The 26,143-nt window shown below is 74.6% G+C and carries 29 protein-coding genes and 1 pseudogene; 13 read left to right on the plus strand and 17 right to left on the minus strand.

What is annotated here, in order from left to right:
* Nucleotides 1-260 precede the first annotated feature (260 nt).
* On the plus strand, nucleotides 261-1,454 hold the full coding sequence (locus tag ACFVXK_RS24610; protein ID WP_389615063.1) for a serine hydrolase domain-containing protein: 1,194 nt from the start codon (nucleotides 261-263) through the stop codon (nucleotides 1,452-1,454).
* Here the strand turns inward: ACFVXK_RS24610 and ACFVXK_RS24615 are convergent.
* On the minus strand, nucleotides 1,441-2,670 hold the full coding sequence (locus tag ACFVXK_RS24615) for an aromatic acid exporter family protein (RefSeq protein WP_389615065.1): 1,230 nt from the start codon (nucleotides 2,668-2,670) through the stop codon (nucleotides 1,441-1,443). The genes ACFVXK_RS24610 and ACFVXK_RS24615 overlap by 14 nt on opposite strands.
* A 240-nt stretch (nucleotides 2,671-2,910) precedes the next feature.
* Here ACFVXK_RS24615 and ACFVXK_RS24620 point away from each other — a divergent pair, with 240 nt between their 5' ends.
* Nucleotides 2,911-3,612 (plus strand): polysaccharide deacetylase family protein, encoded by a 702-nt coding sequence (locus ACFVXK_RS24620; RefSeq protein ID WP_389615067.1) that lies wholly within the window; start codon nucleotides 2,911-2,913, stop codon nucleotides 3,610-3,612.
* An 83-nt stretch (nucleotides 3,613-3,695) separates the two neighbouring features.
* On the opposite strand, the gene ACFVXK_RS24625 is transcribed toward ACFVXK_RS24620, so the two are convergent.
* Together ACFVXK_RS24625 and ACFVXK_RS24630 are read right to left on the minus strand one after the other, a co-directional pair.
* Nucleotides 3,696-3,983, minus strand: coding sequence for a WhiB family transcriptional regulator (locus ACFVXK_RS24625; protein ID WP_389615069.1), 288 nt, complete (start codon nucleotides 3,981-3,983; stop codon nucleotides 3,696-3,698).
* Nucleotides 3,984-4,054: 71 nt separating this feature from the next.
* Nucleotides 4,055-5,146: a mechanosensitive ion channel family protein gene (locus tag ACFVXK_RS24630; RefSeq protein ID WP_389615071.1), complete on the minus strand. Its 1,092-nt coding sequence runs from the start codon at nucleotides 5,144-5,146 to the stop codon at nucleotides 4,055-4,057.
* 264 nt (nucleotides 5,147-5,410) lie between these two features.
* Between ACFVXK_RS24630 and ACFVXK_RS24635 the strand changes: the two genes are divergently transcribed.
* Nucleotides 5,411-5,653, plus strand: a complete 243-nt coding sequence (locus tag ACFVXK_RS24635; protein WP_389615073.1) for a protealysin inhibitor emfourin — start codon at nucleotides 5,411-5,413, stop codon at nucleotides 5,651-5,653.
* Nucleotides 5,654-5,707: 54 nt separating this feature from the next.
* On the opposite strand, the gene ACFVXK_RS24640 is transcribed toward ACFVXK_RS24635, so the two are convergent.
* Nucleotides 5,708-6,088, minus strand: coding sequence for a helix-turn-helix transcriptional regulator (locus ACFVXK_RS24640; protein WP_389615075.1), 381 nt, complete (start codon nucleotides 6,086-6,088; stop codon nucleotides 5,708-5,710).
* A gap of 175 nt (nucleotides 6,089-6,263) precedes the next feature.
* On the opposite strand from ACFVXK_RS24640, the gene ACFVXK_RS24645 reads away from it, so the two are divergent.
* Complete coding sequence (locus ACFVXK_RS24645) at nucleotides 6,264-7,208, plus strand: SigB/SigF/SigG family RNA polymerase sigma factor (protein ID WP_389615077.1); 945 nt, start codon at nucleotides 6,264-6,266, stop codon at nucleotides 7,206-7,208.
* 37 nt (nucleotides 7,209-7,245) lie between these two features.
* On the opposite strand, the gene ACFVXK_RS24650 is transcribed toward ACFVXK_RS24645, so the two are convergent.
* Both ACFVXK_RS24650 and ACFVXK_RS24655 read right to left on the minus strand, forming a co-directional pair.
* On the minus strand, nucleotides 7,246-7,674 hold the full coding sequence (locus ACFVXK_RS24650) for an ATP-binding protein (RefSeq protein WP_389615079.1): 429 nt from the start codon (nucleotides 7,672-7,674) through the stop codon (nucleotides 7,246-7,248).
* Nucleotides 7,675-7,760: 86 nt separating this feature from the next.
* Nucleotides 7,761-8,465: a hypothetical protein gene (locus tag ACFVXK_RS24655; protein WP_389615081.1), complete on the minus strand. Its 705-nt coding sequence runs from the start codon at nucleotides 8,463-8,465 to the stop codon at nucleotides 7,761-7,763.
* Nucleotides 8,466-8,607: 142 nt separating this feature from the next.
* Here ACFVXK_RS24655 and ACFVXK_RS24660 point away from each other — a divergent pair, with 142 nt between their 5' ends.
* Both ACFVXK_RS24660 and ACFVXK_RS24665 read left to right on the plus strand, forming a co-directional pair.
* Complete coding sequence (locus ACFVXK_RS24660) at nucleotides 8,608-8,760, plus strand: hypothetical protein (RefSeq protein WP_389615083.1); 153 nt, start codon at nucleotides 8,608-8,610, stop codon at nucleotides 8,758-8,760.
* Between the two features lie 124 nt (nucleotides 8,761-8,884).
* Complete coding sequence (locus ACFVXK_RS24665; protein WP_389615085.1) at nucleotides 8,885-9,352, plus strand: MarR family transcriptional regulator; 468 nt, start codon at nucleotides 8,885-8,887, stop codon at nucleotides 9,350-9,352.
* 26 nt (nucleotides 9,353-9,378) lie between these two features.
* Here the strand turns inward: ACFVXK_RS24665 and ACFVXK_RS24670 are convergent, their stop codons facing one another.
* Nucleotides 9,379-10,473 (minus strand): hypothetical protein, encoded by a 1,095-nt coding sequence (locus tag ACFVXK_RS24670; RefSeq protein WP_389615087.1) that lies wholly within the window; start codon nucleotides 10,471-10,473, stop codon nucleotides 9,379-9,381.
* A 159-nt stretch (nucleotides 10,474-10,632) separates the two neighbouring features.
* Between ACFVXK_RS24670 and ACFVXK_RS24675 the strand changes: the two genes are divergently transcribed.
* On the plus strand, nucleotides 10,633-12,177 hold the full coding sequence (locus tag ACFVXK_RS24675) for an SDR family oxidoreductase (RefSeq protein WP_389615089.1): 1,545 nt from the start codon (nucleotides 10,633-10,635) through the stop codon (nucleotides 12,175-12,177).
* On the opposite strand, the gene ACFVXK_RS24680 is transcribed toward ACFVXK_RS24675, so the two are convergent.
* Entirely contained in the window at nucleotides 12,166-13,446 is a 1,281-nt protein-coding gene (locus tag ACFVXK_RS24680; RefSeq protein ID WP_389615091.1) for an MFS transporter, read from the minus strand. The two genes, ACFVXK_RS24675 and ACFVXK_RS24680, sit on opposite strands and share 12 nt — an antisense overlap.
* 138 nt (nucleotides 13,447-13,584) lie before the next feature.
* Here ACFVXK_RS24680 and ACFVXK_RS24685 point away from each other — a divergent pair, with 138 nt between their 5' ends.
* The gene (locus ACFVXK_RS24685; RefSeq protein WP_389615093.1) at nucleotides 13,585-14,520 is read left to right on the plus strand and encodes a LysR family transcriptional regulator; all 936 of its coding nucleotides are present in this window, start codon (nucleotides 13,585-13,587) and stop codon (nucleotides 14,518-14,520) included.
* Between the two features lie 80 nt (nucleotides 14,521-14,600).
* Here the strand turns inward: ACFVXK_RS24685 and ACFVXK_RS24690 are convergent, their stop codons facing one another.
* Nucleotides 14,601-15,110 (minus strand): hypothetical protein, encoded by a 510-nt coding sequence (locus ACFVXK_RS24690; protein WP_389615095.1) that lies wholly within the window; start codon nucleotides 15,108-15,110, stop codon nucleotides 14,601-14,603.
* Nucleotides 15,111-15,510: 400 nt separating this feature from the next.
* Between ACFVXK_RS24690 and ACFVXK_RS24695 the strand changes: the two genes are divergently transcribed.
* A complete protein-coding gene (locus tag ACFVXK_RS24695; RefSeq protein ID WP_389615097.1) occupies nucleotides 15,511-16,392 on the plus strand; it encodes a DUF4436 family protein in 882 nt (293 codons plus the stop codon).
* A 56-nt stretch (nucleotides 16,393-16,448) separates the two neighbouring features.
* Here ACFVXK_RS24695 and ACFVXK_RS24700 read toward each other — a convergent pair whose 3' ends face one another.
* On the minus strand, nucleotides 16,449-16,835 hold the full coding sequence (locus tag ACFVXK_RS24700; protein WP_389615099.1) for a hypothetical protein: 387 nt from the start codon (nucleotides 16,833-16,835) through the stop codon (nucleotides 16,449-16,451).
* Between the two features lie 269 nt (nucleotides 16,836-17,104).
* Here ACFVXK_RS24700 and ACFVXK_RS24705 point away from each other — a divergent pair.
* A pseudogene (locus ACFVXK_RS24705) lies at nucleotides 17,105-17,335 on the plus strand (helix-turn-helix domain-containing protein); the annotation flags it as partial.
* A gap of 615 nt (nucleotides 17,336-17,950) precedes the next feature.
* Nucleotides 17,951-18,748, plus strand: coding sequence for a hypothetical protein (locus tag ACFVXK_RS24710; RefSeq protein WP_389615119.1), 798 nt, complete (start codon nucleotides 17,951-17,953; stop codon nucleotides 18,746-18,748).
* A gap of 56 nt (nucleotides 18,749-18,804) precedes the next feature.
* Here ACFVXK_RS24710 and ACFVXK_RS24715 read toward each other — a convergent pair whose 3' ends face one another.
* The 3 genes from ACFVXK_RS24715 to ACFVXK_RS24725 form a co-directional block, all read right to left on the minus strand.
* Nucleotides 18,805-19,176, minus strand: coding sequence for a peptidase inhibitor family I36 protein (locus tag ACFVXK_RS24715; RefSeq protein ID WP_389615101.1), 372 nt, complete (start codon nucleotides 19,174-19,176; stop codon nucleotides 18,805-18,807).
* Nucleotides 19,173-19,715 (minus strand): hypothetical protein, encoded by a 543-nt coding sequence (locus ACFVXK_RS24720; RefSeq protein ID WP_389615103.1) that lies wholly within the window; start codon nucleotides 19,713-19,715, stop codon nucleotides 19,173-19,175. The genes ACFVXK_RS24715 and ACFVXK_RS24720 overlap by 4 nt, the downstream gene beginning before the upstream one ends.
* Nucleotides 19,716-19,844: 129 nt before the next feature.
* Complete coding sequence (locus ACFVXK_RS24725) at nucleotides 19,845-20,165, minus strand: hypothetical protein (RefSeq protein WP_389615105.1); 321 nt, start codon at nucleotides 20,163-20,165, stop codon at nucleotides 19,845-19,847.
* A gap of 147 nt (nucleotides 20,166-20,312) precedes the next feature.
* Between ACFVXK_RS24725 and ACFVXK_RS24730 the strand changes: the two genes are divergently transcribed.
* Nucleotides 20,313-20,987: a maleylpyruvate isomerase family mycothiol-dependent enzyme gene (locus ACFVXK_RS24730; RefSeq protein ID WP_389615107.1), complete on the plus strand. Its 675-nt coding sequence runs from the start codon at nucleotides 20,313-20,315 to the stop codon at nucleotides 20,985-20,987.
* A 17-nt stretch (nucleotides 20,988-21,004) separates the two neighbouring features.
* On the opposite strand, the gene ACFVXK_RS24735 is transcribed toward ACFVXK_RS24730, so the two are convergent.
* From ACFVXK_RS24735 to ACFVXK_RS24745, 3 genes are all read right to left on the minus strand, one after another.
* Nucleotides 21,005-22,702 (minus strand): DUF4173 domain-containing protein, encoded by a 1,698-nt coding sequence (locus tag ACFVXK_RS24735; RefSeq protein WP_389615109.1) that lies wholly within the window; start codon nucleotides 22,700-22,702, stop codon nucleotides 21,005-21,007.
* A 175-nt stretch (nucleotides 22,703-22,877) separates the two neighbouring features.
* Nucleotides 22,878-23,132, minus strand: a complete 255-nt coding sequence (locus ACFVXK_RS24740) for a hypothetical protein (RefSeq protein ID WP_389615111.1) — start codon at nucleotides 23,130-23,132, stop codon at nucleotides 22,878-22,880.
* A 116-nt stretch (nucleotides 23,133-23,248) separates the two neighbouring features.
* The gene (locus ACFVXK_RS24745; RefSeq protein WP_389615113.1) at nucleotides 23,249-23,728 is read right to left on the minus strand and encodes a hypothetical protein; all 480 of its coding nucleotides are present in this window, start codon (nucleotides 23,726-23,728) and stop codon (nucleotides 23,249-23,251) included.
* A 115-nt stretch (nucleotides 23,729-23,843) separates the two neighbouring features.
* Between ACFVXK_RS24745 and ACFVXK_RS24750 the strand changes: the two genes are divergently transcribed.
* Nucleotides 23,844-24,887, plus strand: a complete 1,044-nt coding sequence (locus tag ACFVXK_RS24750; RefSeq protein ID WP_389615115.1) for a vWA domain-containing protein — start codon at nucleotides 23,844-23,846, stop codon at nucleotides 24,885-24,887.
* A 59-nt stretch (nucleotides 24,888-24,946) separates the two neighbouring features.
* On the opposite strand, the gene ACFVXK_RS24755 is transcribed toward ACFVXK_RS24750, so the two are convergent.
* A partial coding sequence (locus ACFVXK_RS24755) for an ABC transporter permease (protein ID WP_389615117.1) occupies nucleotides 24,947-26,143 on the minus strand: 1,197 nt, incomplete at its 5' end.

Below are 26,143 nucleotides of genomic sequence, written 5' to 3' on the forward strand. Positions count from 1 at the left end.
GACCTTGTACTGGACGTACTCGGTTTTGCGCCCGGTGCGGCGAGAGTGCGTGCCAGGCGTCGCGGGGCAGGCGGGACTTTGACGACAGGGCCTAGGGCCGGGCAGGTGGCGACACGCCCGGCGCGGGGGACCCCCGTGTCCGCCGACCGGCCCCCGGCGCGCGCGCCGCCGGTCCGCGGTGCGCGTCCGGCTGTTAGGCAGGCGGTACCGGCGTGCCCGCCCGGCCGCCGGCCCGCCCCGCCCCACTCCGGGAGACGCCCGTGCCCCCTCGCGTACGCCGCCACCGCGCCGGCCTGTCCGCCGCCGCCCTCACCGTCGCCGCGCTGGGCGCACTGCTCCCGCCCGCGCAGGCGGCCGGCGCGGGACCCTCCTCCGGCGCCGGGCATCCCGGCCGCGACGAGCGCCTCCAGCACCGCCTCGAACGGCTCGTCGCCCAGGAGGACGGCCCGCCCGGGGCGATCGCCGTCCTCACCCGGGGCGGCCGCACGCAGGTCTACACCGCCGGCGTCGGGGACCTCGCCACCGGCCGCCGTCCGGACCTCGACGACCACATGCGCATCGCCAGCATCGCGAAGGCGTTCAGCGGTGCCGTGGCCCTCCGGCTCGTCGACGAGGGCCGCCTCTCCCTCGACGACACCATCGGCGAACGGCTGCCCGGCCTGCCCGCCGACTGGCACGCCGTCACCCTGCGCCGGCTCCTCCAGCACACCAGCGGCCTGCCGGACTTCTCGGCCGATCCCGAGTTCCTGGCGATCCTCCAGGCCGACCCCCGCCACCGGTTCGACCCGCGCACCCTCCTGGACTTCGTCGCGGACCGGCCGCTGCTGTTCCGGCCCGGCTCCTTGTACGAGTACTCCAACTCCGACAACATCGCCGTCGCCCTCATGGCCGAGGCCGCCACCGGCCGCCGTTACGAGGACCTCCTCGGGGACCTCGTCTACCGACCCGTCGGCCTGCGCGAGACCACCCTGCCGCTGGGGTACCGGCTCCCCCGCCCGTTCCTGCACGGGTACGACGTCAACCCGCCCGCCGAGCCCGAGGACGTCAGCGAGGCCATCGGCGCCTCGGGGGTCTGGGCCTCGGGCGGCATCGTCTCCACCCCGAGGGAACTGGGCGCCTTCATCCGCGCGTACGGCGGCCCCGCCCTGCTGTCGGAGAAGACCCGCAAGGAGCAGCTGGCCTTCCGCCCCGGCGACTCCTCCGAACCGGCGGGACCCGGAACCAACGCCGCCGGGCTGGCGATCTACCAGTACACCACCCGCTGCGGCGTCCTCTACGGCCACACCGGCAACTTCCCCGGCTACACCCAGCTCGCCGCCACCACCCCCGACGGCACCCGCTCGCTGACGTTCACCATCAACACCCAGACCAGCAAGGGCAACAAGCCGGCCCTGCTCGCCCGGCTGCGCACGGTCCAGGAGGACTTCGCCTGCGCGCTCCTCAAGGACCGCTGACCCCGCGCGCCCGGCGCAGGGCCCGGCGCACCCGGGTGCCGCCCTCACGGCGCAGGCGGGAGTGGCGGTCGAGTTCCTCCATGAGGCGCTGGGAGCGCTTGTCCACGTCGAGTTCGTCCAGCACCCGGTCGACGTCGGCGAGCAGGGCGCCGTGCAGCTGCCACTGTCCCGGCTCGGTCCGCAGCTGCTCCAGCAGCAGGTCCGCCAGCCGGTCGCGGGCCTCGCGCGCCAGGCCCAGCTCCCGGGTGAGCCGTTCCTCCTGCGCCTCGGCGTTGGTCGTGACCTGGGCGGTGATCAGCCGGGAGAAGCTGTGGACGGCGAGCGCCATGTGCCCGAACAGGTCCTGGAGGGCACGGGTCACCGGCGGTGAGAACAGCGGCTCGTCCGTGCGCGCCTTGGCCAGGTCGGTGAGCGCCCGGGCCGAGACGCGCAGCACCACCGCGCAGATCTCCAGTGTGTCCAGACCCGTGCGCAGGACCAGCCGGAACATCAGCCCCTCCCGTACCCGGGGGTTCATACGCAGGCTGTCCTCCGCCTGGCGCAGCGCGGCGTCCACCCCGGCGATGTCGTTGTCGAGCCGGCGGGCCTCGTGCAGCCGGGTGGCGGCCTCGGCGACGGTGGTGCGGCCGGTGAGTTCGTCGGCCATGCCGGTCATCAGCGCGGCCATGCGGGCGGCGAGGTCGTCGATCGCCCGCCCGGCGGGCTCCACCCAGACGGGCGGGGCGAACAGCAGGTTGAAGGCCAGTCCGACCACCGCGCCGATCAGCGTCTCCAGCACCCGGTCCCAGGCCGTGTCGGCCACCCGGGTGACCCCGAGGACGAGCATCGCGCTGATCGCGACCTCGGGGACGAACTCGTCCACCCTGACCAGGTGGCCGACGACCAGCGAGGCGAGGATGACCAGCCCGAGGCTCCACCAGGTCAGGCCCACGAGCACGCTGAAGCCGATCGCCACGAGCACCCCGGCCACGACCGAGTTCACCCGGCGCACCCCGGTGGTGAGGGTGGAGTAGAGGGTGACCTGGACGACGAGCAGGGCGGTCAGCGGGGCCGTCAGCGGCGCGGGCTCGTTGCTGAGCCGCAGCGCGACCACGTACGAGAGGACCGCGGCCCCGGTGGACCGTACGCTCTGCACGACCACGGGGTCCCGCCGTCTGGCGGCCAGGCGGTGCGGGAGGTGGCGGAGGGGACGGAAGGGGCGTGCGAGGTCGGGCATACTTCCGCCTCTTCCCCGTCGGCGGCGGTGATCACACGCGGTGGACGTCCCCCGTACGGCGTCCGCCGGAAGCCGCCGGGGCGGGTACGGATGGGTCCCGTGAGCGATTCCCGCAGCGGTTCTCCCAGCGGATCCCGGTCCGGCCCCCCGCCGGGTCCCCGGTCCGGCCCCCTGCCCGGTCCCCGGTCCGGTCCCCCGTCCGGGAGCGGCAGTCCCGGACGGTGCGTACGGTCGTCGGCCGTGCTGGCCGCGGTCCTGCTGCTCGGTGCCTGCGGCGCCGCGCCGCCCGCCCCGCCGCCCCGGGCCGCCGAACCGGCGCCCGTGGACTGCCGCAGGACCGCGTGCGTCGCCCTGACCTTCGACGCGGGACCGGGGCCGGACACGGCGAAACTGCTGGACGTGCTGCGGGCGAAGGGGGTCCACGCGACGTTCTTCCTGCTCGGCAAGCACATCGGGGCCCGTCCGGAGCTCGTGCGCAGGGAGGCCGCCGAGGGCCACGAACTGGGCAACCACACCTGGACGCACGCCCTGCTGCCCTCCGCCTCCGCGGAGCGGATCCGCCACGAGCTGGTCCTCGTCCAGGACCGGGTCAGGGAGCTCACCGGCCGGACCCCCACCCTGATGCGTCCGCCCCGGGGCCTGACCGACGCACGGGTCGCCGAGGTCTGCCGCTCCCTCGGGCTCGCGGAGATCCTGTGGAGCGTCACCGCGAAGGACTACCGCGACCACGACCCCCGGGTGATCACCGACCGGGTGCTCCAGGGCGCGCACCGCGACGGGATCATCCTGCTGCACGACATCTACCCGGGGACGGTGCCCGCCGTCCCGGCCGTCATCGACGGGCTGCGCGAGCGCGGCCTGACGCCCGTGACGGTCTCGCAGCTGTTCGCCCCCGGCCGCCCGGAACCGGGCCGGACCTACCGGAACGCCTCCGCCCCCTGACCTCCCCGGCGGCCGGGTACCCGGCCCGCCGGGCCCGCCTGACCCGCCCGGCCCGCCCGGCCCGCCCGCCCGGCCCGCCCGGCCTACCCGGCCGCCGCCGTCCCGGCGTACAGCGGGCGCCGCTCCTCCTCGGTCAGGCCGCCCCACACGCCGTAGGGCTCCTGCACGCGCAGGGCGTGGCGCAGGCACTCCGCCTGCACCGGGCACAGGGCGCATATCTCCCTGGCCGCCTCGTCGCGCTCCGCGCGGTCCTCGCCCCGTTCCCCGGCCGGGTGGAAGAACCGGTCCGGGCCGAGTTCGCGGCAGGCGGCACGCTCCTGCCACGTCCAGTGGTGCTCCGCCCGGCCCGGCAGCCGTGACACGTTCGACATGGGTCGACTCCTTTCCCGCAGCTGGTTTTCCCGCATCTGGTCTTTCCGCGTCCGCTGTCCCGCGTCTGGCCTCATCGTGTCCCGCGAAACCCGGCCGTCCGCGCGGAGTCCGCCCGCTCGTGCGGGGCGGGGACGGCCGGGGAGGTGGAGACGCGCGGCAGGGCGTACGGGTGCTTCTCGGCGATCCAGGCGACGAGTTGCTCGCGGACCGTGCAGCGCGCGGTCCACAGGTCGTCGGGGTCCTTGGCGGTGACGATGGCCCGCAGGACGACGGTGGTGGGGGTGGCGTCGGTGACCGCGAGGTTCCAGCCGCGCCCGTCCCAGGCCTCGCAGCCGTCGAGTATCTCCTTGAGCCGTTCGCGGATCAGGGGGACGGGGGCGCTGTGGTCGCAGTGCAGGAACACGGTGCCGGTCATCTGGATCCCGCCGCGGGACCAGTTCTCGAACGGTTTGCCCGTGAAGTAGGAGACGGGCATGGTGATGCGGCGCTCGTCCCAGGTGCGTACGGCGAGGAAGGTGAGGGTGACCTCCTCGACCACGCCCCACTCCCCGTCGACGACGACGGTGTCGCCGATGCGCACCAGGTCGCCGAAGGCGATCTGGAACCCGGCGAAGAGGTTGCCGAGGGTGGACTGGGCGGCCACACCGGCGACGATCCCGATGATGCCGGCGGAGGCCAGCACCGAGGTGCCGACGGCCCGGAAGTCGGGGAAGGTGAGCAGCATCGCGGCGGCCGCGACGAGGACGACGAGGGCCGTGACGATCCGCATGATGAGGGTGATCTGGGTGCGGACGCGGCGCAGCCGCGACGGGTCGCGGGTCCCGGTGGCGTAGCGGGCGTACGAGGACTCCACCACCGCCGAGGTGACGAGCACGACGCACCAGGCGCCGGCGCCGATCGTCAGCAGCGAGAGGGTCCTGCCCACGGCCGCCTCGTGCGTCCGCAGGGGCTGCCACTCGATCTGCCGGTACGAGCCGCGCAGCAGGGCGGCCAGCATCAGCAGCCGCAGGGGCAGTACGCAGCGGCGCAGCAGGCTCCACAGAGGGGTCTCGGGGTGGCGGGCGTCCGCGCGCCTGAGCAGCAGGTCGGCGAGCCGGCCGGCCGCGAAGGTGAGCAGGACGGAGCCGCCCAGGACGGTCAGCAGTCTCAGAACTCCGTTCATGGCTCCTCGGAGGTGTCGGGGGCGGAAGGTGCGCGATGGGTCCGCGCGTGCCCTGCCGCTCCCCCGGCAAACCGGCGGCCCGCACGCGCCCGTCGGCCACCGAACGGCGGTTTCCGGCCGATCCGGGGTGTTCCGGGCCGGTTCGCCGGGAGACGGGCGCTTCCGGGGGCAGCCGCGGGGTGTGGCGGGCGACGCACCGCCCGCGCCGCGCGGGACCGGTCGGGTCCCGGGGCGGCGCGCTGCCGGACCAGGAAGGAAGGGACCATGCTGATCACCGTGACCCGCTCCGGGGGCTTCGCCGGGGGCGAGCAGGAGCGCGAGATCGACACCGCGGGCCGCCGGGACGCCCCGCAGTGGGAGGAACTGGCGCACCGGGCGGTCGCGTCCACCCCGGACGGCTACCACTACCGGATCACCGTCGACGGCCGGACCGTCGACCTCCAGGACCCGTATCTCTCCGAGGACCAGCAGCGGCTGGTCCGCGGCGTGCTCGGCGAAGGCTCCTGACCTGACGGCGGGCGCCCGACGGCGGGCGGCCGGGGCCGACCGCCCGCCCGGGGGTCACGCCGTCGCGCGGGGTTCCGCACCGGCGGGGGTGTCGGCCGCCGCCGGCACGGGGGCCGGGAGCGCCTGGGCGGCCAGTGGGGCGGCCAGGTAGGCGAGCAGACCGGCGATCTCGTGGTCGGCCTCGGCGGGGTGGCGGAAGCGCGCCCCGGGGGCGATGACGTAACGGTTGCGCCGGCCGTCGCGGGTGCGGGTGAGGTATCCGTCCGCCTGGAGGTCGGTCACGATCGCCTGCACCGTGCGCTCGGTGAGGCCGCAGGCGGCGGCGATGTCGCGCAGGCGGACGCCGGGGTCCCGCGCGATGGCGATCAGAACCCGGGCGTGGTTGGTCAGGAACGTCCAGCGGTTTCGGCGGGGTCCCACGTGCTCGTTCTCCACGCGGACATTGTTGGGGGGACGACGGCAGAAAGGCAAATCCAGAAATGAATTTCCGGTATCGCTTGACGTGTGTCCGCCTCGCCGGGCAGGGTTCATGGTGAGCGGAACGCGACTTCCGTTTGATCGGAACGATCGAGAACGCACCGCAAGCCCCCGTGCCCAAGGAGCGGAGACGATGACCTTTACGGCTACTGCCGAGGCAACGACACCGACGACACCGGCTGCCGCCGGCGAGAGCGCCGCAGCTCCCTCGGCCGCCGCCTGCGCCGCCGCGCACACCCCCGTGCCCGACGGCCTGCCGGACGTCCCCTGCCCCCGGGAGGTGGATCCGGGCGAGGCCCGCCAGCTGACGCGGGTCTTCTTCGAACGGCTGCGGAGCCTCGAAGAGGGCACCCCCGAGTACCAGTACGTGCGCAACACGCTGATCGAGATGAACATCTCGCTGGTGAACTTCGCGGCCCGTCCGTTCCGCGACCGCCCGGGCGGTCCGGAGAACGAGGACATCGTGCAGGTCGGCACCATCGGCCTGATCAAGGCCATCGACCGCTACGAGCTCGACCGCAACACGCAGTTCTCCACCCTCGCCCTGCCGTACATCACCGGTGAGATCAAGCGTCACTTCCGCGACACGACATGGGCCGTGCGGGTCCCGCGCCGGCTCCAGGAGCTGCGCACGCAGCTGGCCCGGTCCACCGAGGACCTGACCTCCGCCACGGGCCGCGCGCCGACGCCCGGCGAACTCGCCGAGCACCTGGACCTGGACGAGGAGGAGGTCCGCCAGGGCCTGGTCGCGGCGAACGGCTACTCCGCCCAGTCCCTCGACGCCCCGTCGGGCTCCGGCGACGAGCCGGCCCCCTCGGCCGGCCGGTCCACGCACACCCTCGCCGAGACGCTCGGCGACACGGACCAGGCGCTGGACACGGTCGAGGACCTGCATTCCCTCGCACCGCTCCTGTCCGGGCTGGACGAACGCACCACGCGCATCCTGCAGCTGCGCTTCGGGCAGGAGATGACGCAGCGGCAGATCGGCGAGGAGATCGGCATGTCCCAGATGCACGTCTCCCGCCTGCTCACGCGCACCCTGGGAGCCCTGCGCGAGGAGCTGCTGCGCGACGACTGAACCCGCGCCCCTCCCCCGGCGCACCGGGCGGCCCGTCTCACGACGGGCCGCCCTGCCGTGTCCGTCCGCCGCCGGGCGGCCGGAAGCAGGCGGTGACCGTCTTGCGGTTCTCGCCCGGGCGCACGTCCCAGGTGTCCGCGAGGGCGGCGACGATGCCCAGGCCCCGCCCGGAGGTGGCCCGTTCGCCGGCCTCCCGGGGCCGCGGCAGCCGCGGGTCGGCGTCCGCCACGCTGACGTGCAGGCAGCGGCCGTCCCAGGTGAGGACCAGGTGGGCGGTGCTCGCGGCGTGCACGTGGGCGTTGGTCACCAGCTCGGACACGGCGAGCAGGACGGAGTACACCGTGTCGGGATCGTCCCGGGCCCAGTCGAGGGACTCCAGGTGCCCGGCCGTCCACACCCGGGCCGCCCGGGCCCCGTTCGCCACCGGGAACGAATGCGCCCAGCCGACAGCCCGCAGTTCCGGCATCCTCACCGCCCTCGTTTCCGAGCCTCGTCACGAGCCCTCGTCCGGGCTCCTCGCGGTCCGCGCCTACCCGCGCGGCGGGCCCGCATTCACCTGGCCGCGGAGCCCGCCCCGGGGCGGCGCTGGTGGCGCAGCCAGGCCGTCAGGGCGGCCTGGAGTTCGGCCACTTCGCCGGGGGTGAGGTCCTCACCGGTCCGGCCCACGCGCAGGCGGACGCCCGCGCCCGTGACGGTCCAGCCGGCGCCGCGTCCGGGACGGGACGCCAGCGGGCGGCCCGCGGCCAGGGTGCGCAGGCCCTCACGGACCGCCGGAGGGACGCCGGACGGGGCGGGTACGGCGACGGCGTCCGGACCGGGGGCGGGGTTCTTCGGGCGCGGGGTCAGGCCGATCGCCTCGTAGAACTCGCTCAGCGCGCCTTCGAGCGACCCCGGCCCCGAGGGGGCCGCGCCGGTGAACTCGGCGATCAGTTCCGGGTGGGCCGGCGGCGCGTGCTCGCCCCACGGGCGCGGGTGGAGGGGGTGTTCGCCGGTGTCGAGCCGGACGCAGGCCGGGGGGATCAGCTCCCGGGTGTAGCCCTGGTGGCGCAGGTCGGCGTAGAGCCTGCGCAGGGTGGCCGCCTGGCGCGGGACCGGGTGCGGATCCCGGCCCGCCGGGGCGTGCGGCCGGGCGGGCCGCACCGCCAGGCCGAGGAGGCCCATGCTGTGGTGCAGGACGCCCGCCCGGGTGAGCAGCACCGTCGCCTGCCGGCCCTTCGCGTCCCAGCCGAGCCGGAACCCCACCACCACGGTGCCCATCAGGCCCGCTCCTTCCCGGCCGCCGGGCGGCATGGCCGTCCCGTCACGGTATCCACCGGGGGCCGTGACACGGACGGGCATCGCGGAGGTTCACACCCGATCGGGTCGAATGTGCTAGGCCGGGCACCGGCGGTACGACGTCGTGGTGGTCGGCGGCGGGATCCGCAAGACCGAGCAGCTGCTCCCGCTGTTCGAACAGACGCTGAACCTGATCCGCCGTCACGCCCCGCAGGCCGCCATCGCGTTCAACACCAGCGGCGGCGACAGCGTGGAGGCCGCCCGGCGCTGGCTGTGAACCCCGGGGCGGTCCCGCTCGCGGCCCGGTCGAGGGAAGGCCGGACCCTTGCCCTCAACCCCACTTGAGGTCATAGCGTTCCCGTACGCGCGCACCATCGCACCGCGCAGGGAAGGGACGTTCCATGACGACCGGCCAGATGTCCGACGCCGAGCTCGCCGGCCAGCCCGCCGCCTACTGGACGGGTGTCGCCTACGAGGCGCTCATCGCGTTCACCCGGGCCCGGCAGGCCGAGAAGGGCTACACCCAGCCGCAGTTCTGGCTGCTGCGCAACCTGTCGGCGAACGACATCTCCCCCGACGGCGAGGGGATGACCGTGCCCGAGCTCCGGGAGGCCATGGCCTCCTACATCCGGCCCGAGGACGACCTGGCCGCGGAGGCCGCGGTACTGGTGGAACGCGGCTGGCTGCGGCGGGACGCCGAGGAGCGGCTGTGGCTGACCGGGGCGGGCGAGGAGGCCCGGGTCCGCCTCGCCCTGAACGGCCCGGCGATCCGCGCCGCCCTCCACGAGGGGATCGACGACGCGGACTACGTCACCGCGGTGAAGGTGCTCCGGCAGCTGATCCGCAACGCCGGCGCGGCGGCCGGCTGACGGCGCCGGCCCGTGCGCTCACGCGCTCAGCGCGGGCCCTCGGCGTACGGACCGGCCGGGGCGGTCGCGGCGGCGGACGCGAGGAGGGCCTCGGCGAGGTTCTCCTTGCGGATGCGCTGGTCGACGTAGAGCAGGGACAGGACCAGCTGCGGGTATCCGAGCTGGACCACAGCGGCGACGGCCGCACCGAGCATGATGCAGACCACGTACACGACGATGCCGAAGACGAACGAGTCCGGGGTCCCCGCCTCGCCCGACGCCAGCATGGCGGGGAACAGGGCGAACATCCCGAGGAAGGTGAACGGCAGCTGGATCGCGTAGCCGATCGCCGTCCCGATCATGTATCCGAGCAACGAGATGCCGAACGTGCGCCACCAGCCGCCCTTGACCAGGTGCGCGGAGCGCCGCATCGCCGCGATCGGGCCGAGCCCCTCGCACACGGCGACGGCGGGCGCCAGGCTGAACCGGAAGGCGAGCCACAGCGCCAGCGGCGTCCCGACCAGGGTCACGGCCATCAGGAACAGGGGCAGCGCCGTGATCCCCTCGTGCCCGGACGTGACCGCCCACGGGAGGAAGGCGGCGTAGCAGACCAGCACCGGCCCGCCCGCGAGAAGCCCGACGCACACCAGCACCCCGAGCACGGACGGCAGCCGGGACCAGCAGCGCCGCCACATCGCCCCGAAGGTCGTGGGACGGCCGAGCACCGCCTCCTGGATCACCGCGGGACCCAGTGTCGTGATCACTCCGCCGACCAGGGCCGTGGTGAGCAGCAGCAGCACCGCGACGGGCGCCATGTACAGCAGCAGGGACGCCACGTCGTCCGGCGCCGCGGACTCCCCGTCCGGGACGTCGAACACCGCGCGGAGCCTGGGGCCGATCCCGGCGGCGGTGATGCCGATCGCCGCGGCGACCAGCAGGGTCCCGATGCCCTGGACGGCCAGGATGACGCCGACCAGGGGCTTCCAGTAGCTGCGGAAGGCCTTGAAGGCCCCGCCGATCACATCGCCCGTCCCGAGCGGCGCGAGCGGGATCACGCCCGGCTGCGGCGGCCGCGGCACCCACCCCCACGGCGGTACGGGCTGTCCCGGGTGGTGCTGTCCCCACCCCGCGTGCTGTGACATCGCTGTCTCTCCCCCTTGGAAAAGGGACACCGTAACCCGCCCCCTCCGCTCCGGGTCACCCCGCCCCCGGCCCGGCGGCGTTGCGGCCGGGGCGGCCCGGGTCCAGGCTCGGAAGGGGGGCGGTGGCCGTATCGCCGCCGGAGGGACGGGAGCGCATCCATGACGGGTACGGAACCGACGGGTACGGAGCCGGCCGGCGACCTGTGCCTGGTCACCGGCGCCACCGGCTACATCGGGGGCCGGCTGGTGCCCGAGCTCCTCGACGCCGGCCACCGGGTCCGGGCGCTGGCCCGCTCCCCGGAACGGCTGCGCGACCACCCCTGGGCCGGCCGCGCCGAGGTGGTGCGCGGCGACGTCACCGACCGGGACTCCCTGGACGGCGCCCTGCGCGGGGTGGCCGTCGCCTACTACCTGGTGCACGCCCTGGGCGGCGGCCCCGGCTTCGAGGAGCACGACCGGGCCGCCGCCCGGCTGTTCGGCGAACGGGCCCGGCTGGCCGGAGTGCGGCGCATCGTCTACCTCGGCGGCCTCACCCCGGCCGGGCAGTCCCCCGAGGAGCTCTCCCCGCACCTGCGCTCCCGGGCCGAGGTGGGCGCCGTGCTGCTGGCGTCCGGCGTCCCCTGCACGGTGCTGCGGGCGGCCGTGGTGATCGGCTCGGGCTCGGCCTCGTTCGAGATGCTGCGCTACCTGACGGAACGGCTGCCGGTCATGATCACGCCGAGCTGGGTGGGCACCCGGGTGCAGCCCATCGCCGTGCGCGACGTGCTGCGCTACCTGGTCGGGAGCGCCGCGATGCCGCCCGGGGTCAGCCGGACCTTCGACATCGGCGGACCGGACGTCCTGACGTACGAGCAGATGATGCACCGCTACGCCGAGGTCGCCGCGCTCCCCCACCGGCGCATCCTGCGCGTGCCCATGCTCAGCCCGGGTCTGTCCAGCCTCTGGATCGGCCTGGTCACCCCCGTGCCCCGGGCGCTGGCGCGGCCGCTCGCCGAGTCGCTGCGCCACGAGGTGGTGTGCGCGGAGCACGACATCACCCGGTGGGTGCCGGACCCGCCGGGCGGACCGCTGCCCTTCGACCGGGCCCTGGCCCTGGCCCTGCAGCGGGTCCGCGAGGCGCGGGTGGACACCCGCTGGTCCAACGCCTCCCTGCCGGGCGCTCCCAGCGACCCCCTGCCCACCGACCCGGGCTGGGCGGGCGGCAGCCTCTACACCGACCACCGCACCGCCGCCGTCCAGGCCCCGCCGGGGGCCCTGTGGCGGGTGGTGGAGGGCATCGGAGGGGAGAACGGGTGGTACTCCTTCCCGCTGGCCTGGGCGGTACGCGGCTGGCTGGACCGGCTGGCGGGCGGGGCCGGCATCCGCCGGGGCCGCCGTGACGCCGGTCGGCTGCGGGTGGGGGACGCCCTGGACTTCTGGCGGGTCGAGGAGATCGAACCGGGCCGGCTGCTGCGGCTGCGCGCGGAGATGCGGGTACCCGGGCTGGCCTGGCTGGAGATGTACGCCGAGCCCGACCCGCGGCACGCGGGCCGCTCGCGTTACCGCCAGCGCGCCCTCTTCCACCCGCGCGGCCTGCTCGGGCACCTGTACTGGTGGTCGGTCAGCCCCTTCCACGCGGTGGTCTTCGGCGGTATGGCCCGCAACATCGCCCACGCCGCCGAACAGCTCCCCGCGCAGCCCCCGGTTCCGGCTTCACCCGCGTGACGCGGCGCCCGCTCCGGCCGTCCCCGGGTCCGGGGCCGCTGCGGGCGGGCGCGGGAGCAGCAGCGGGGTGGCCAGGAGGAGGGCGCCGGCCAGGGCGAGGGCCGGGCGGGGGCCGAGGAGGGTGCCCAGGACCCCCCAGGCGGCCGTCAGGAGGGCGGTGGCGGCCTTCGTCGTCACCGACCAGGCGGAGAGCGTGCGGGCGACGCGGTCGGACGGGGTGCGTTCGAGGCGGTAGGTGGCGCAGACGGGGTTGAAGACCCCGCAGCACAGGATCAGCCCGAGCTCGACACCCGTCACCAGCAGCAGCCCCCCGGTACCAGGCCCGACGAAGGCCAGGCCCACGGACCAGAGGGCGCGCAGGGACCCGGACACCGTCAGGACCCGGTGCTGCCCGTACCGGGTGACGAGCGGGCGGGCCAGCCGCGAGCCGACGAGCCCGCCGACCGAGGGCGCGGCGAACGCGAGACCGTACTGCCAGGGCTCGAATCCGAGCGGGCCCAGCATCAGGACGGCCAGCAGCGGCGAGGTGGCCATCACCAGGCCGTTGAACAGGGCGGTGTTGAGGAACAGCGGCCGCAGGCCCGCGTCGGCGAGGACGAACCGCCAGCCTTCGAGGAGGTCGCCGGCCCGCGGGCGCCCGGTCTCCGGACGACGCGGCGGCGGAGGTTCGTGCCGGCCCGCCGCGCGGATGCCCAGGGCCGACAGCAGGTAGCTCGCCGCGTCGGCCGCCACCGTCACCACGGGGCCGAGCAGCCCGGTCAGGGCGCCGCCCAGCGGCGGACCGACGATCGTGGCCGTCCAGGACGTGGACTCCAGCCGGGCGTTGGCGGCGAGCAGGTCCTCCGCCGGCAGCAGGGCCTTCAGGTAGGCGCCGGAAGCGGCACGGAAGGTGAGGTCGGCCGCCGCGACGACGACGGAGACCAGCAGCAGTTGGAGGAAGGTGAGCGCGCCGAGCGCGAACGCGGCCGGGACGCTCAGCAGCGCCGCGCACCGCACCAGGTCCGTCGCGATCAGCACCGGCCGCTTGCGGCGGAACTCCACCCACGGGCCGAGCGGCACCGCCGCGGCCGCGCCCGCCGCGGCCCCGGCGGAGGACAGCGCGGCCACCTCGGCCGGGCCTGCGTGCAGCACCTGGACGGCGATCAGGGGGAAGGCCCCGAAGGCGAGCCAGGTGCCGAGGGCACTGGTCCCGTACGCCCCCCAGAACCACCCGAACGGCCTCCCCGGCCGGTGGCCACGCGGGAGTCCCCGCAGCCGTCCGCTCCCCATGCCCGACGCTCCTGCCCTCGCCCCTGCCCGTACAACCGATCGGCGTTCACGGGCATCAAAGCGGGCCGAGTGGTGCAGGATCAAACAACCGGGAGGCCGGACCCCCACAACCACCGGTTGTGGCTCTAGGGTGAGGGCATGGACCTCGACGCCGTCCGGACCTTCGTCGCCGCCGCCGACACGGGCCGCTTCCAGGAGGCCGCCGCCGAGCTGGCGGTCACCCAGCAGGCCGTCTCCAAGCGCATCGCCGCGCTGGAGCGCGCCCTCGGCGTGCGGCTGTTCACCCGCACGCCGCGCGGCGCCGAACTCACCATCGACGGGCAGGCGTTCCTCCCGCACGCCCGGGAGCTGCTGCGCACCGCCGAGCGGGCGGTCGCGTCCGTCAGCACGGGCCACCGTCCGCTGCGGGTCGACGTGATCAACTCGCGGGGCGCGGCGACGGGGCTGATGCGCGAGTTCCACCGCGCCCATCCCGAGATCGAGCTCGACGTGGTGATGCTGTTCGAGATCGACGCCGCCGTGGCCGCCGTCCGTTCGGGCGCGATCGACGCGTCCTTCCGCGCCGTGGCCGCGCCCGGCCACCCCCTTCCGGAGGACGTCGAGGCCGTACGGGTGCTGGACGAGCCGCTCCAACTGCTCACCGGACCCGCCCACGCGCTGGCGGGAGCCCGGTCGGTGACCGTCGCCGAGCTGGCCGGGCACCGGATCTGGATGCCCGGCGTCGTCCCCGGCACCGAGTGGACCGCCTACTACGACGACCTGGTGGCCGCGTTCGGTCTCACCATCGAGGCGACCGGGCCCAATTTCGGCTCCGACGCGCTCCTCGACACCATCGCCGACACCCCGGCGCTGGCCACGTTCATGAGCGAGGGGACCCGGCTCGTGTGGCCGGCCGGCCACGGTCTGCGCCGCATCCCGGTGACCGGTCCGACGCCGGTCTACCCGCACGCACTGCTGTGGCGCCGCGGCAACCCCCACCCGGGGCTGGCGGCCCTGCGCGCCCACCTCGCCGGCGCGGCGGGCGGCCGGGACACCGCCGGTACCTGGATGCCGGACTGGGTGATCCCGCGCTGAGGGCGCTCTCACGCGCACGCCGGATGCCGCCCGGGCCCGCGCCGGTGGGGGCGGGTGCCGGACGGCGGCTCGGGGCGGGGTCAGCAGGGGCGGATGTGGTAGACCGGGGTCCAGGAGGCGGTGCCGCTGTCCTTGGCCACGTTCGACCAGCGTTCGGTGCCGTTCTGGTTGTAGAAGCGGGCCCGGGTGCCCGAGCTCTGGTTGTTGTTGAAGGTGCCGTCGCCGATCCCGCCGAAGTCGTAGTAGCCGCAGTAGTAGTAGTCGTAGGTGCCGCCCTGGCCGTCCCTGATGCACAGGTGGCCGTCGGCGCAGTCCAGCGCCTGGCCGGGGGCGGCGAGGTCGCGGGTCTCGGTCTGGCCGGGGGCCCTCAGGACGAGGTCGCCGCCGGCGATGGCGAGCTTGTTCGCGGAGATCTGGCGGGCCTGCGGATCCGACGCGAGGACGGCGTCGGCCCGCCGCTGGAGCTCGGCCGCCTGGGCGGTGGTCAGCCCGGCGGCGCGGGCCTGCCGGGAGAAGTCGGTCTGGGGTGAGGTGGAGGCCTGGGCGCTCAGTACCGGGCCCGCGATCAGTGCCGCGGTCGCGGCCGTCATCGCCAGGATCCTACGCGGTGACATGCGTGTTTCCCCTCTTGTCTCGACTGCCGGGCAGCCGACCGCTCACGGCGGTGGCCTGGGAGTCGCGGGACCCATCGTTGCGGAGTCACGGCGGGGCCTGAAGGGCGGAATCAGCCGGATCGCGGCTCTTGTACGGATACCTCGGGTGCCCCGGGGTCCCGGGAGTCGCAGGGGTATCCGATCAGATGTGTGGTCCATGCATCGTTTCCCCTGGCGGGGCGGGGCTTCCGCTCCCGCGGGGCGGCGGCCCGGCCCGGGTGGCGCGATGGGAGGGGCGAAGGGACGGCCGGCCGGGCCACCCGGGTGGCGGCGGTGGCGCTGAAAGGTTTCGCTGGCCGGAGGGATCTGTTCCGCTCCTCCTGCCGCCGGAGTCACGATGACGTCCACCTGGGACCCCCCGCCCCCGCGCCGCGCCGGGACGTCGATGCTGCCCGTCCTGATCCCGATCGCGGTCCTGCTCGTCGCGGCGGTGGCCGTCGGGTCGTGGCTGCAGTTCTCGGAGCGGCAGGCGGGCGCGACGGTCCGCACCGCCGGGTCCGGCGCCGCCGACCGGGTGGACGTGGAAGCCACCGTCCAGCGCGTCGACGCCGCGGGCAGGGAGCTGGTCCTGCGGGTCCGGGTCGTCCCACGCGGGGCCCTCGGTGAGGAGGACGGCACCGCCCCGGTGGCCGACCTGGGCCTCCAGACCTCCGCGGCGACCCTGGGCGACCTGTCTTTCAAGGCGCACGAGCGGCTCACGCCCCGGGACGTCCAGGTCGCCCTCTCGGGGGGCTCGGTCAGCGACTACCCGTTCGACAGCTATGAGACCGACATCGAGTTCTGGGCCGTCATGAACGGCAGGCAGGTGCCGGTGCGGATGCTGTTCTCCAACAACGACCCGCTGTTCTCGGTCACCGCCGAACCCCTGTCGGCCCGGCCGGAGGCCGTCCTCGGACTGGCCGTGGCCCGGTCGGGCAGCCTGCTGGTCTTCGCGGTGTTCATGATGGTGGTGATGTGGGCGCTGGCGGCGTCCGTGATCATCGGCACCTGGTACCTGATGACGCGGCGCGAGGGCCTGGTCTGGCCCGCCCTCGCCTGGATGGCCGCCACCCTCTTCGCCCTCTCGGCCTTCCGCAACACCGCCCCGGGCTCACCGCCGATCGGCTGCGTGCTGGACTGGTTCGCCTTCCTGTGGGCCGAGACCGTGATCGCCCTCTGCCTGATCTCCGTGGTCGTCACGGGTGTCCGCGCCTCGCTGCGCGAGCAGGACGCGGAGTAGGCCGTCGGTGTCCGGGCGGCGGGGCCGGTCGCGCCGGTCCCGCCGCCGGTGCCCGATCAGCCGAAGTTGCACTCGGCGAGGCCGCTGCGCCAGGAGTTGGAGTTGTCCAGGTAGGGCGCGTACACCCAGCCGTGCGTGTACTCGTACCAGTTGCCGGAGGCGTGCCACTCGGCGTCGACGTAGTACCAGACGTTGCCCTGGTTGCTGATGTTCTCGCCGCGCTTCCAGCACACGATGTCGACGTAGTCCCCGGGGGCGAGGTCCCCGGTGACCTTGGCGGACGACGACCTGTGGTCCGAGTAGACGCCCACTCCGTGCGAGGTGCTCGCACGGGTCCATCCGCTGCTGGCGGATGCGGTGGTGATCCCCGTGGCCAGCGCGCCGGCGGTGAGGGCCGCGACCGTCGCGGCCATGGCGCCGCGGCGACCGAGAGCGAACTTCATGACTGTCTCCTGTCGGGACTCGACTGCCGGGCCCGTCCTCCGGGTCCGGCGACGGGCCAACCTTCGGCAGCGGCGCGGGTGTCCGACAAGGGGCTGCGACGTGCTGGGACAAGCCTGGACAGCTCTGGACGGGACGGTCCGCCGGGCCCGGCGGAGTTGGCCGGTCGAGCCGTTCCGGGGCCGGGCCGGGGCCTCGTAGGATCCGGCCAGCCGGGCCCCGTGGGACACCTCGGGACGGTCCGGTCCAGGGGGCGGAACGGGGGGAACGCATGACGACGCGGGAAGATCAGGTTCCGGGGCGGCCGGAGTCGGTCGCGGAGTTCATCGGCGCGTTACGCGCGCTCAAGGCGGTGGAGGGGCTGTCGCTGCGGGAGTTGCAGCGGCGGACGGGCCTGCCCCGCTCCACGATCGCGCACGCGCTGCGGACGGACCGGCCGGGGCTGCCGCCGTGGGAGCGGGTGGCGGGGCTGCTGCGGGCGCTGGGCGTGACGGAGGCGGCACTGCCGCATTGGAAGGCCCACTGGACCCGCCTCCGCCTGGCCCGGGAGGGCCCCCGCCCACAGACCGACCCCCAGACCCCGGGCGGGCCGGACGGTTCGGGCGGGGCGGGCGGTTTGGCTGGGCCGGGCGGGCCGGACGGTTCGGGCGGGGCAGGCGGTTTGGCTGGGCCGGACGGGCCGGGCGGTTTGGTTGGGCCGGGTACTGCGGCCCGTCCGGGCGGGTCGGGCGGTTCGGGTGAGCCGGGCCGCGCGGACTGGACGGGCGCTGAGCCCGGCTCGGGTGGATCTGCCGCCTCAGGCGGGCCGGGCAGCGCGGACTGGACGGGCTGGTCGGCCGCTTCGGGCGAGCCGGACGGTTCGGGCGGGCCGGGCCCGGCGGCCGGTTCGGGCGGGCCGGGTGGGCCTGGTCGGCCGGGTGGTGCGGTGGGGACGGGCGTTGTGGCCGGGCCGGGTTGGCCCGGCGGTGCGGCCGGGCCGGGTGGTGCGGCCGAGCCGGGCGGTGCGGCCGGGGTCGGTGGGGCGGGTGCTCAGGGTGTCGGGCTTCCTGGCGGGCACGCCGCCCGGGAGACGGGGCGGCGGTCGTGGTGGCCGGGGCGACAGCGGCTCGCGGCCCACGTGGCGACCCTCGTGCTGGGTGCCGGCATCGGGGCGGGGGCGGTGCTGGCGCTGGGCGGGGGCGCCCCGACCGGGGCCAAGGCCGGGTACCCGGTGGAGGAGCAGCCCTGCCCGCCGCCCACCGCGAACCCCCGGCCCTCCCTGCGGGCACCGGCGGCGGGCGCGGCCCGTACGGCGGGCGAGCCGCCCTCCTGGGTGGGCCGGGTCACCTCCGGGCAGGAGATCCTCTCGGGTTCCGACGTGGTCCTGCCAGTGCTGTCCCCGGTCACGGAGGGGGACGCGCTGGTGGTCACCGTCATGCTGACCAGCTCCTGCCCCGGCCCGGTCACCGTCACCGACACGCAGGGGGACACGTTCCGCATCGTCGGCGACGAGACCGACACCGCCCGCCACCGCACCCTGGTCCTGGCCGCCTTCGACGCGCACCCGCTCGGCACGGCCGACTCCCTGCACGCCACGTACCCGCACGCGAGCAAGTACCACATCGCCGTGGACGAGTTCCGCGGCATCCGCGCGGCGGTGGGCACCGCCGGGGCCCACGGGGAGACCGGTGGGACGGCCTTCAGCACCGGCTCGACCCGGCTGGACTGCGAGGCCGGGGACCTGATGGTCGGCGCGGTCGGCACCAACACCGGGTCGGCGCCGACCTTCACCGCCGAGTGGACGGCGCTGCCGATGCTCCAGCTCTCGTCCTACCGGCTCACCACCGCCTACCGGGTGGTCCCGGCGGCCCAGACCTGTGCGGCCACCGGTACCACCACGGCCCAGTGGGCCGCGGCGGCGGTGGTCTTCCGCTGACGGCGCCGAGCGCACCCCGGCGGCGGGGTGCGCTCACGGGCCCGACGGGGGGAACCTCAGCAGGACTTGGTCCAGGTGTGGGAGCCGCCCCGGTCGTTCGCGCCCGCGTTGTAGCCGACCTCCTGGCCGGGGGCGAGGCAGAGCGTCACCGCGCCCAGCAGCTCGCGGCCGTCGTACACCTTGACGTGGTCGGGCACGCCCGGGCCGGAGACCCCGTGGTTGGCCCAGGAGGAGTCGTGGTCGGCCATGTCGCCCTCCCACCAGTGGTCGTCGCCGCTGTGCTCGATCTTCATGCCGTCGAAGTTCGCGTCCGTCCAGACGCAGAAGTAGCCGCTGCGGCAGTCGGCCGCCTCGGCGGCGGCCGAGGTGGCCAGGACCGCTCCGGTCGTGAGGACGGCGGCGGCGAGGAGGGAGGTGAAGCGCTTCATGCGGGCGGGTTTCCCTTCGGAGGTGGGGCGTCGAGGACGGTGGTGGCTTCGGTGAGGGCGTGGGCGCGCAGCCGCTGCCAGTCCGCGATCTCGCGGTGGTGGCGGGCCCGGACCTCGGCGAGGTCCTGGTGGGTGTGGTCGGCCTCGGGGCGCAGGTTGTTGACGACGACGGAGGCGCGGAACCAGCCGGGCTGGTCCCCATAGAGCCGCTGCTGGGCGGCGGCGAGGCAGCCGTCGGTGTGGGCGCGGACGACGTAGCCGGTGGGCAGGGCGAGGGACAGCTCGGCCGGGCCCGTGCCGAAGAGGGCGGCGCTGACCCGCGCGTCGTCGGTTCCGGGCTGCCGGTGGCCGTCGCCGCGGGGCGGGACGAGTCCCTGGCGGATCAGGCAGGCGTCGGTGAGGCGCCGGGTGGCGGCCTTGATCACCTCGTCCGGGTCGGCGGCGCGCCCGGGGGCCCCGGCCGCGCAGCCGGTCAGCAGCGCGCAGGCCGTCGCGGCCGCTGCCGCGGCCGTCGCCGCGCGGGACGGTTCCTTGATCACAGCCTTGGTGTCTAGCCGCCCCGGGCCCCCGTGCGACAGGGCGGGGGGCGCGGGCTCACCCGTCCGGGTGCGCGTTTCACCCGGGGGAACGTTCCGGCGGGAGAAGGGGGCGGCGGGGCCGCCGCGCCGTCACACCGTCCAGCACTTCGATCCCGCGGGCGGGGCGGGACGCGGCGTCCAGGACGAACGGTCGGCCTCCGGCCTCCAGTCGAGGACGTCGCTGTAATAGATCCGAAGCGCCCAGTAGTACTCGTCCTCGTGGAGGATCAGCTCGTACTCACCCGACAGATCGAGCCCCTCCCACTGGTGGTTGATCCGCGCCACGGCCTCGGCCCTGCCGATGCCGCACAGTTCGGCCATCTTCCGCGCGGTGGCGCACAGCAGGTCCAGGCTCTCGGGTGAGGTGGCCATCAGGTATGCGGCCGCGTCGTCCGGCTCCGTCGTTCCCATGGGGGCATTCTCCTCCCCGGCGGCCGGCCGCCGGGGGCCGGGGGCCGGGGGCCGGGGGCCGGGGGCCGGGCCCCATAACCGCTGGTACTGGCCGGGAGCAGGATCCTCTATTGGAGTCCCGGCGGGCCGGCCCGCACACTTGATCACATGACGAAGGATGCCGAACACACCGGCCGGCAGGGCGAGTTGATACAGGGAACGCCCGGGCTCAGGGAGGCCATCGCGGCGGAGCGCAGGGAGTTGGCCGATCTCTTCGAGGGGCTGCCGCCCGAGGCGTGGGACGCGCCCAGCCTGTGCGCGGGGTGGCGGGTCCGTGAGGTGGTCGCGCACATGTCCATGGGCTTCCGGCTGTCGCTGCCCGCCACGCTGGGCGAGCTGGTCAGGGCGCGGGGGAGCCTGCACCGGATGACCGACCGCGTCGCCCGCAGGGACGCGGCGGCCCATTCGGCCGGTGAGCTCTGCGCGTTCGTGCGGGACAACGCCGGCCATCCGTGGACGCCTCCGGTCGGCGGCTTCCGTGCCGCGCTCGGGCACGATGTGGTGCACGGGCTGGACGTCACCGCCGCCCTCGGGATCGACAGGCGGGTCCCCGAGGACCGGCTGCGCGTGCTCCTCGAGGACGTCCGGCCCGGCGGCCTGCGGTTCTTCGGCGTCGACCTGCGCGGGGTGCGGCTGTGCGCCGAGGACCTGGACTGGTCCTACGGCGCGGGGACCCCCGTGTACGGGGCCGCCCAGGACCTCGTCCTGGTCGCCTTCGGCCGCCGCCCGCCCCCCGGCCGGCTCCGCGGCGCGCAAACCGGGCGGTTCACCGGGCACGGATGACGGGGGCCGCGCGGGGCCTACTCGTGGCGGCTGCCGTAGGCGCCGAGGCGCACGCACTCGCCGCGGTCCACCGTCACCGGCCGTTCGCGCAGGATCTCCCGGGCCCGGTACTGGCCGAGGCTCGTGGCGTACCAGGGGAGGTCGCCGGCCTCGCGGAGGTCGTCCCGGATGCCCATCAGGGCGCAGGAGCGCCGGGGTTCGGGCAGCCGGTCCAGGGCGGGGGCGGCGTCCGCCGACAGCCCGCGGAGGTAGGCGAGGTCGATCTTCCCGTCCTGCTGGTACCGGGTGACGTTGTTCTCCGCGATGAGCGCGTCGGGCGAGAGGAGCCCGAAGGCGAGGACGCCGGCCGCCGCGCAGGCCGCCACGGCACGGGCCAGCCAGCGGCCGCCGACCGCCCCGGCCGCCATCAGCAGCACGATGACCAGGCCCAGCCACAGCTCCATCGTGACCACGGAGAGCCGCAGCCTGGTCAGTCCGTAGGCGTCGACGTACAGGTCCATGCGGCGCACGGCGGAGGCCACCACGACCAGCGTCAGCAGGCACAGGGTGCCCAGCACCGCCCGGACCAGGCGGCGGTCGCCGGGCGCACCGCGGGGCGCCCAGCGCAGGGCGAGGGCGATGACCACGAGGACGAAGACGGTGGCCCACAGCAGCTGCCAGAACCCCTGGCGCGCGTACTCGGCGTGGGAGAGCCCGGTGCTCTCCAGGACCTTGTCGTAGCCGCCGAACAGCACGGCCAGCTGGACCGCGTTGAAGCCGGCGAAGAGGAGGTTCAGCAGGATCAGCGGCAGGCTCCACTCCAGGCGGGAACGCGCCTTGCCCGGGCGGGACTTCACCCGGTCCCAGCGGTGCGGGGCCGCCGCGGTGCGGGCGGTGGCGAGGGCGAGGACGGTTCCGGCGAGGAAGAGGAGGAGCCGCAGCGGGCCCTCCCCCACGGAGACGTCGGGGACGAGACCGCCCAGGAGATCGGCGAAGGCGGCGTCGGCGGAGGCGAACAGCGCTCCGAACACCAGGAGCAGGACCGCCGCCACCGCGGCCGCCTTGGCCACGGGCAGCCAGCGTTCCCGGCCCACCCCGCCGCCGCGCGCCCGGATGCCGGCCCAGGCCCAGCCGAGGCCGGCGACGGCGCTGTCGAGGAAGCCGAGGGGGGCCAGCAGGACGCCGGGCCAGCTGCGGGTGCCGTGCAGGGCCAGGGCGCCGAGCAGTACGGCGGCCAGGACCGCGAGGGTGGACGGCCAGGCGGAGTCGCGCAGGGCCGGCACCACGAGCAGGGCGACGCAGCCCGCGGCCCACAGCAGGGTCCAGGGGCGCACTCTGCGGCCCGCCGCCCGGGCCGCGACGTACGCGGCGGCCATCGCGGGCAGCGCGGCGAGGAGCAGGCCGGGCCCGACTCCGTCTCCGAGGAGCGCGGCGGCGGCGAGACCGGCGGCGAGCGCGGCCACCAGGGTGACGGTGTGGACGGGGGCGGGCTCGGCGGGCCGGATCCGGCGCCACATGGAGTTCGCCGCCTTCGCGGCGGCGTCCTCCATCAGCTTGCGCTGCCGGAGGTGGAACTGGAGCTGCCGCTGGTACATCAGCCAGGCGGCCGGGTCGTGCCCGGGCAGGCCGGGGGCGGGCGGGGCGGGTGGGGCGGGCGGAGCCGGGGCGGGTCCCCACGGGTTCTGCTGTTCGGGCCGTCTCGCCTGCTCGGCCCGGTTGTCGGCGTTCTCGGACATGGAGTCCCTCCCCTGGTGCGGAGGGGACAGAGTAGGCCCGCCCTCCAGGGTTTTGAACACATTCAACTGACCCTTGTTGCCTGATCGTGACAATGCGCGACCGGGCGGCGGAAACGCCGCGGGGGCGGACCGGCATCACTGCCGGCCCGCCCCCGCGGTGTGGAGTCGCCCCGGGTCAGGCGCCCAGGTGGCTGCCCTTGAGCCACTCCTTCTCGCCGTCCTTGGCACAGCTCGAGCTGTAGACCGGGCCGGCGAAGGAGGGGAGGTTGTGCGGGACCGCGGCGAACGAGGAGCAGTTCGACGAGAAGGCCTTGTGACCGCCGGAGAAGTAGTCGATGTCGACCCCATCGTGGGCCAGGGCGGCGCCGGCCCCGCCCAGGAGGATGCCGGCGGCCAGGACGGAAGCGGTGACGGCGGAACGAATACGCATGACTCCCCTAAGGATCCGATGAATCGACGCGCGGTGCGTATGCGCGTCGGCCGGTCCAACAGCCCCCGGCCCCGGACGGGAACGGCCGTTCACCCGGATGCCACAGAAGTATCGTTTCACCCCTGCTCAGCGGCGCTCTGACGGGGCGTTCCCCCGGCGGCGGCCGCCCGCTGCCGGTCGAGCGCGGCCAGGACGCGCCCGCGCAGGAGCTCGTACTCCTCGACGAGCCTGCCCCACTCGGCGACGGGCGGACGGGGGATCACGACGCCCCCGGTGACGGTCTCGTGCGGCCCGAACTGCTCGCGGGTGAGGTCGACGTCGACCCCCGGCCCCAGGCGGTTCCACCAGTGGTAGTCCACGCGGACCCCGTCCACATGCACCTCGCCCCGCACCACCTCGCCTCCGAGCAGGTCGCTGAGCACCATCGCCGTGACCCCGCACTGGTCCCGGGCCGGGTTGTCCCGCGTCCAGCGCGACCGGTACTCGGGCGTACACGTCTCGGCGCTCCAACTCGCGCGCACGGCCCGCTCGATGTCGGTGAGGAGCAGGGGCGTCGGCGCCGGTGTCGTCGCCGTTGTCGTGTCTGTCTTCGTCATGCACGTGATCCTCGCCGGGGGCACTGACAACCGGCTCGTTCCGTCGCCGGTCCGGGGCGATTGTCAGTGGTGGGTGCGAGGATCTGGGTATCGGTTCGAAAAAGGGGGAGCGGACATGTCCGGAAACCAGAACTACATCAATCACGTCGCCCTTGTACTGGACGCCAGTTCGTCCATGTCGCACCTCAGCGACAAGGTCGTCGAGGTCGCCGACCAGCAAATCGCCTATCTGGCCCGCCGTTCGCAGGAACTCGACCAGGAAACCCGTGTGACGGTGTACGTGTTCGCCAATGCGGTGGAATGCGTCATCTACGACAAGGACGTGCTGCGCATGCCGTCCCTGAAGCAGCTGTACCGGGTCGGCGGGATGACCGCCCTGCTGGCGGCGACGCTGCAGTCCCAGCGGGAGCTGGCGCAGACGGCCCAGCTGTACGGCGACCACAGCTTCCTGACGTTCGTGCTCACCGACGGCCAGGAGAACGCCAGCCACCGTTGCCCGGGCGTCCCTTCCCAGGACCCGAAGGCCCTGGTGGACGCCCTGGCGACGATGATGGGGACGCAGCAGGACAACTGGACCCTGGCCGTGCTCGTGCCGGACCAGATGGGCAAGCGGGAGGCCATGCGGTGCGGGTTCCCGAAGGACAACATCGCCATCTGGGACGCCACGAGCACGCGCGGCCTGGAAGAGGCCGGACAGGTCATCCAGGAGGCCACCGAGAAATTCATGATCGGCCGTACCAAGGGAATCCGGGGTTCCCGCGCCGTGTTCTCCACGGGCGCCGACGCGGTCAACGTGGAAACCATCAAGGCCGCCGGACTCACCCCCGTGGACCAGACGCAGTATCAGCTCATTCCGGTGGCCCGCGACGCCGGGATCCGGGAATGGGTCGTCGAATCCGGGCACACGTACCGCACCGGTGGCGCCTATTACCAGCTGAGCAAGTCGGAAAAGGTCCAGGCGCGCAAGCGGATCGCCGTTCTGGAGAAGAAGACGGACCGGGTGTACACGGGACCGGAGGCCCGCGCCCTGCTCGGGCTGCCGGACGCGGAGGTCCGGGTCAAGCCCGACCAGAACGACGAGTTCACCATCTTCGTGCAGAGCACCAGCGTGAACCGCAAGCTGGTGGCGAACACCCGGCTGCTGCTGATGACGGGCTGACGCCGCGGCGGCCCCGCCGGCGGAAGACCGGCGGGGCCGCGGGCGCCGGGCCCGGCCCGCTACGCCGCCTGGAGGGCCAGGGTCGGGGAGAGGCGTGCGGCGCGGACCGCCGGGTAGAGGCCGGCCAGCGTACCGATGGCCAGGGTGGCCGCGAAGCCGCCGGTCACCGCCCACAGGGGCACCACCCAGGGGAGGTCGCCGGTCCGGGCGTACACCCAGGTGGCCGCGGCCCCCAGGGCGATGCCCGCGAGCCCGCCCAGCCCGGACAGCAGCAGCGACTCCGTCACGAACTGGACGCGGATCTGGCCCCTGGTCGCGCCCAGGGAGCGGCGCAGGCCGATCTCGTGGCGGCGCTCCAGCACCGAGATGATCATCGTGTTGGCCACGCCGACCCCGCCCACGAGCAGGGCGATCCCGCCCAGCCCGAGGAGCAGCGTGCTGAAGGCGCCCTCGGTGGCGGCCTTGGCCTGCAGGGCCGCGGAGGGGTCGGTCACCGACACCGTGGTCGGGCTCTGCGGGTTGGCCGTCCGCGCGATCAGGGCCCGCACCTGCGCGACGCGGTCGTCCGCGGAGCGTTCGTAGACGGCCGTCGGGTGGCCGTCGAAGCCGAGCAGTTCGACGGCCGCCTGCCAGCCGACCAGCGCCGAGCGTTCGATCTCGGGCGCGAGCGGGACCGGATCCAGGATGCCGGTGACCGTGAAGTACCGGCCGCCGATGAAGACCTGACCGCCGGGGGCGCCGATGCCCAGCCGCTCCGCCGTGACGTGCCCCAGCACCACCGACGGGTAGCGGGAGGTCGCGTCGTTCAGCCAGACCCCGGAGCGCATACGGGCCCGCAGCACACCGGGCAGGTCGTCCTTGGCCGCCTTCACGGCGATGCCGCCGGTCTCCTCCTTGGGGATCTTCTCCGAGCGGCGGACCGACTCCGGTACGTCGCCCGTGGTGCCGACCGACTCGACGCCTTCGATCCTCGACAGCATCCCGGGGGCCTCCTCGGGCAGTTTGGTGTCCTGGCCCGCGAACATCGACTGCCCGGGGGTCACGACCAGCATGTTCGTGCCCAGTTTCTCCAGTTCCGCCAGCAGTTTGGCCTGGCTGGAGGAGGAAACCCCGACCACCGCGATCATCGTCGCGATGCCGATCGCGATGCCGAGGGCCGACAGGAACACCCGCATCGGGCGGGAACGGAGCCCGGCCGAGCCGACGTGCAGCACGTCCCGGGGGCCCAGGCGGGGCGGCCGGAGCCGGGCCGGGAC

This window comes from Streptomyces sp. NPDC058157, assembly GCF_042884105.1.
Classification (GTDB): domain Bacteria; phylum Actinomycetota; class Actinomycetes; order Streptomycetales; family Streptomycetaceae; genus Streptomyces.

Coding starts and splice junctions, on each gene's coding strand:
- ACFVXK_RS24615 (WP_389615065.1), bottom strand. CDS start 2,670: ATGCCCGACCTCGCACGCCCCTTCCGTCCCCTCCGCCACCTCCCGCAC.
- ACFVXK_RS24625 (WP_389615069.1), bottom strand. CDS start 3,983: ATGTCGAACGTGTCACGGCTGCCGGGCCGGGCGGAGCACCACTGGACG.
- ACFVXK_RS24630 (WP_389615071.1), bottom strand. CDS start 5,146: ATGAACGGAGTTCTGAGACTGCTGACCGTCCTGGGCGGCTCCGTCCTG.
- ACFVXK_RS24635 (WP_389615073.1), top strand. CDS start 5,411: ATGCTGATCACCGTGACCCGCTCCGGGGGCTTCGCCGGGGGCGAGCAG.
- ACFVXK_RS24645 (WP_389615077.1), top strand. CDS start 6,264: ATGACCTTTACGGCTACTGCCGAGGCAACGACACCGACGACACCGGCT.
- ACFVXK_RS24650 (WP_389615079.1), bottom strand. CDS start 7,674: ATGCCGGAACTGCGGGCTGTCGGCTGGGCGCATTCGTTCCCGGTGGCG.
- ACFVXK_RS24655 (WP_389615081.1), bottom strand. CDS start 8,465: ATGGGCACCGTGGTGGTGGGGTTCCGGCTCGGCTGGGACGCGAAGGGC.
- ACFVXK_RS24665 (WP_389615085.1), top strand. CDS start 8,885: ATGACGACCGGCCAGATGTCCGACGCCGAGCTCGCCGGCCAGCCCGCC.
- ACFVXK_RS24670 (WP_389615087.1), bottom strand. CDS start 10,473: ATGTCACAGCACGCGGGGTGGGGACAGCACCACCCGGGACAGCCCGTA.
- ACFVXK_RS24675 (WP_389615089.1), top strand. CDS start 10,633: ATGACGGGTACGGAACCGACGGGTACGGAGCCGGCCGGCGACCTGTGC.
- ACFVXK_RS24680 (WP_389615091.1), bottom strand. CDS start 13,446: ATGGGGAGCGGACGGCTGCGGGGACTCCCGCGTGGCCACCGGCCGGGG.
- ACFVXK_RS24685 (WP_389615093.1), top strand. CDS start 13,585: ATGGACCTCGACGCCGTCCGGACCTTCGTCGCCGCCGCCGACACGGGC.
- ACFVXK_RS24690 (WP_389615095.1), bottom strand. CDS start 15,110: ATGACGGCCGCGACCGCGGCACTGATCGCGGGCCCGGTACTGAGCGCC.
- ACFVXK_RS24695 (WP_389615097.1), top strand. CDS start 15,511: ATGACGTCCACCTGGGACCCCCCGCCCCCGCGCCGCGCCGGGACGTCG.
- ACFVXK_RS24700 (WP_389615099.1), bottom strand. CDS start 16,835: ATGAAGTTCGCTCTCGGTCGCCGCGGCGCCATGGCCGCGACGGTCGCG.
- ACFVXK_RS24715 (WP_389615101.1), bottom strand. CDS start 19,176: ATGAAGCGCTTCACCTCCCTCCTCGCCGCCGCCGTCCTCACGACCGGA.
- ACFVXK_RS24725 (WP_389615105.1), bottom strand. CDS start 20,165: ATGGGAACGACGGAGCCGGACGACGCGGCCGCATACCTGATGGCCACC.
- ACFVXK_RS24730 (WP_389615107.1), top strand. CDS start 20,313: ATGACGAAGGATGCCGAACACACCGGCCGGCAGGGCGAGTTGATACAG.
- ACFVXK_RS24735 (WP_389615109.1), bottom strand. CDS start 22,702: ATGTCCGAGAACGCCGACAACCGGGCCGAGCAGGCGAGACGGCCCGAA.
- ACFVXK_RS24740 (WP_389615111.1), bottom strand. CDS start 23,132: ATGCGTATTCGTTCCGCCGTCACCGCTTCCGTCCTGGCCGCCGGCATC.
- ACFVXK_RS24745 (WP_389615113.1), bottom strand. CDS start 23,728: ATGACGAAGACAGACACGACAACGGCGACGACACCGGCGCCGACGCCC.
- ACFVXK_RS24750 (WP_389615115.1), top strand. CDS start 23,844: ATGTCCGGAAACCAGAACTACATCAATCACGTCGCCCTTGTACTGGAC.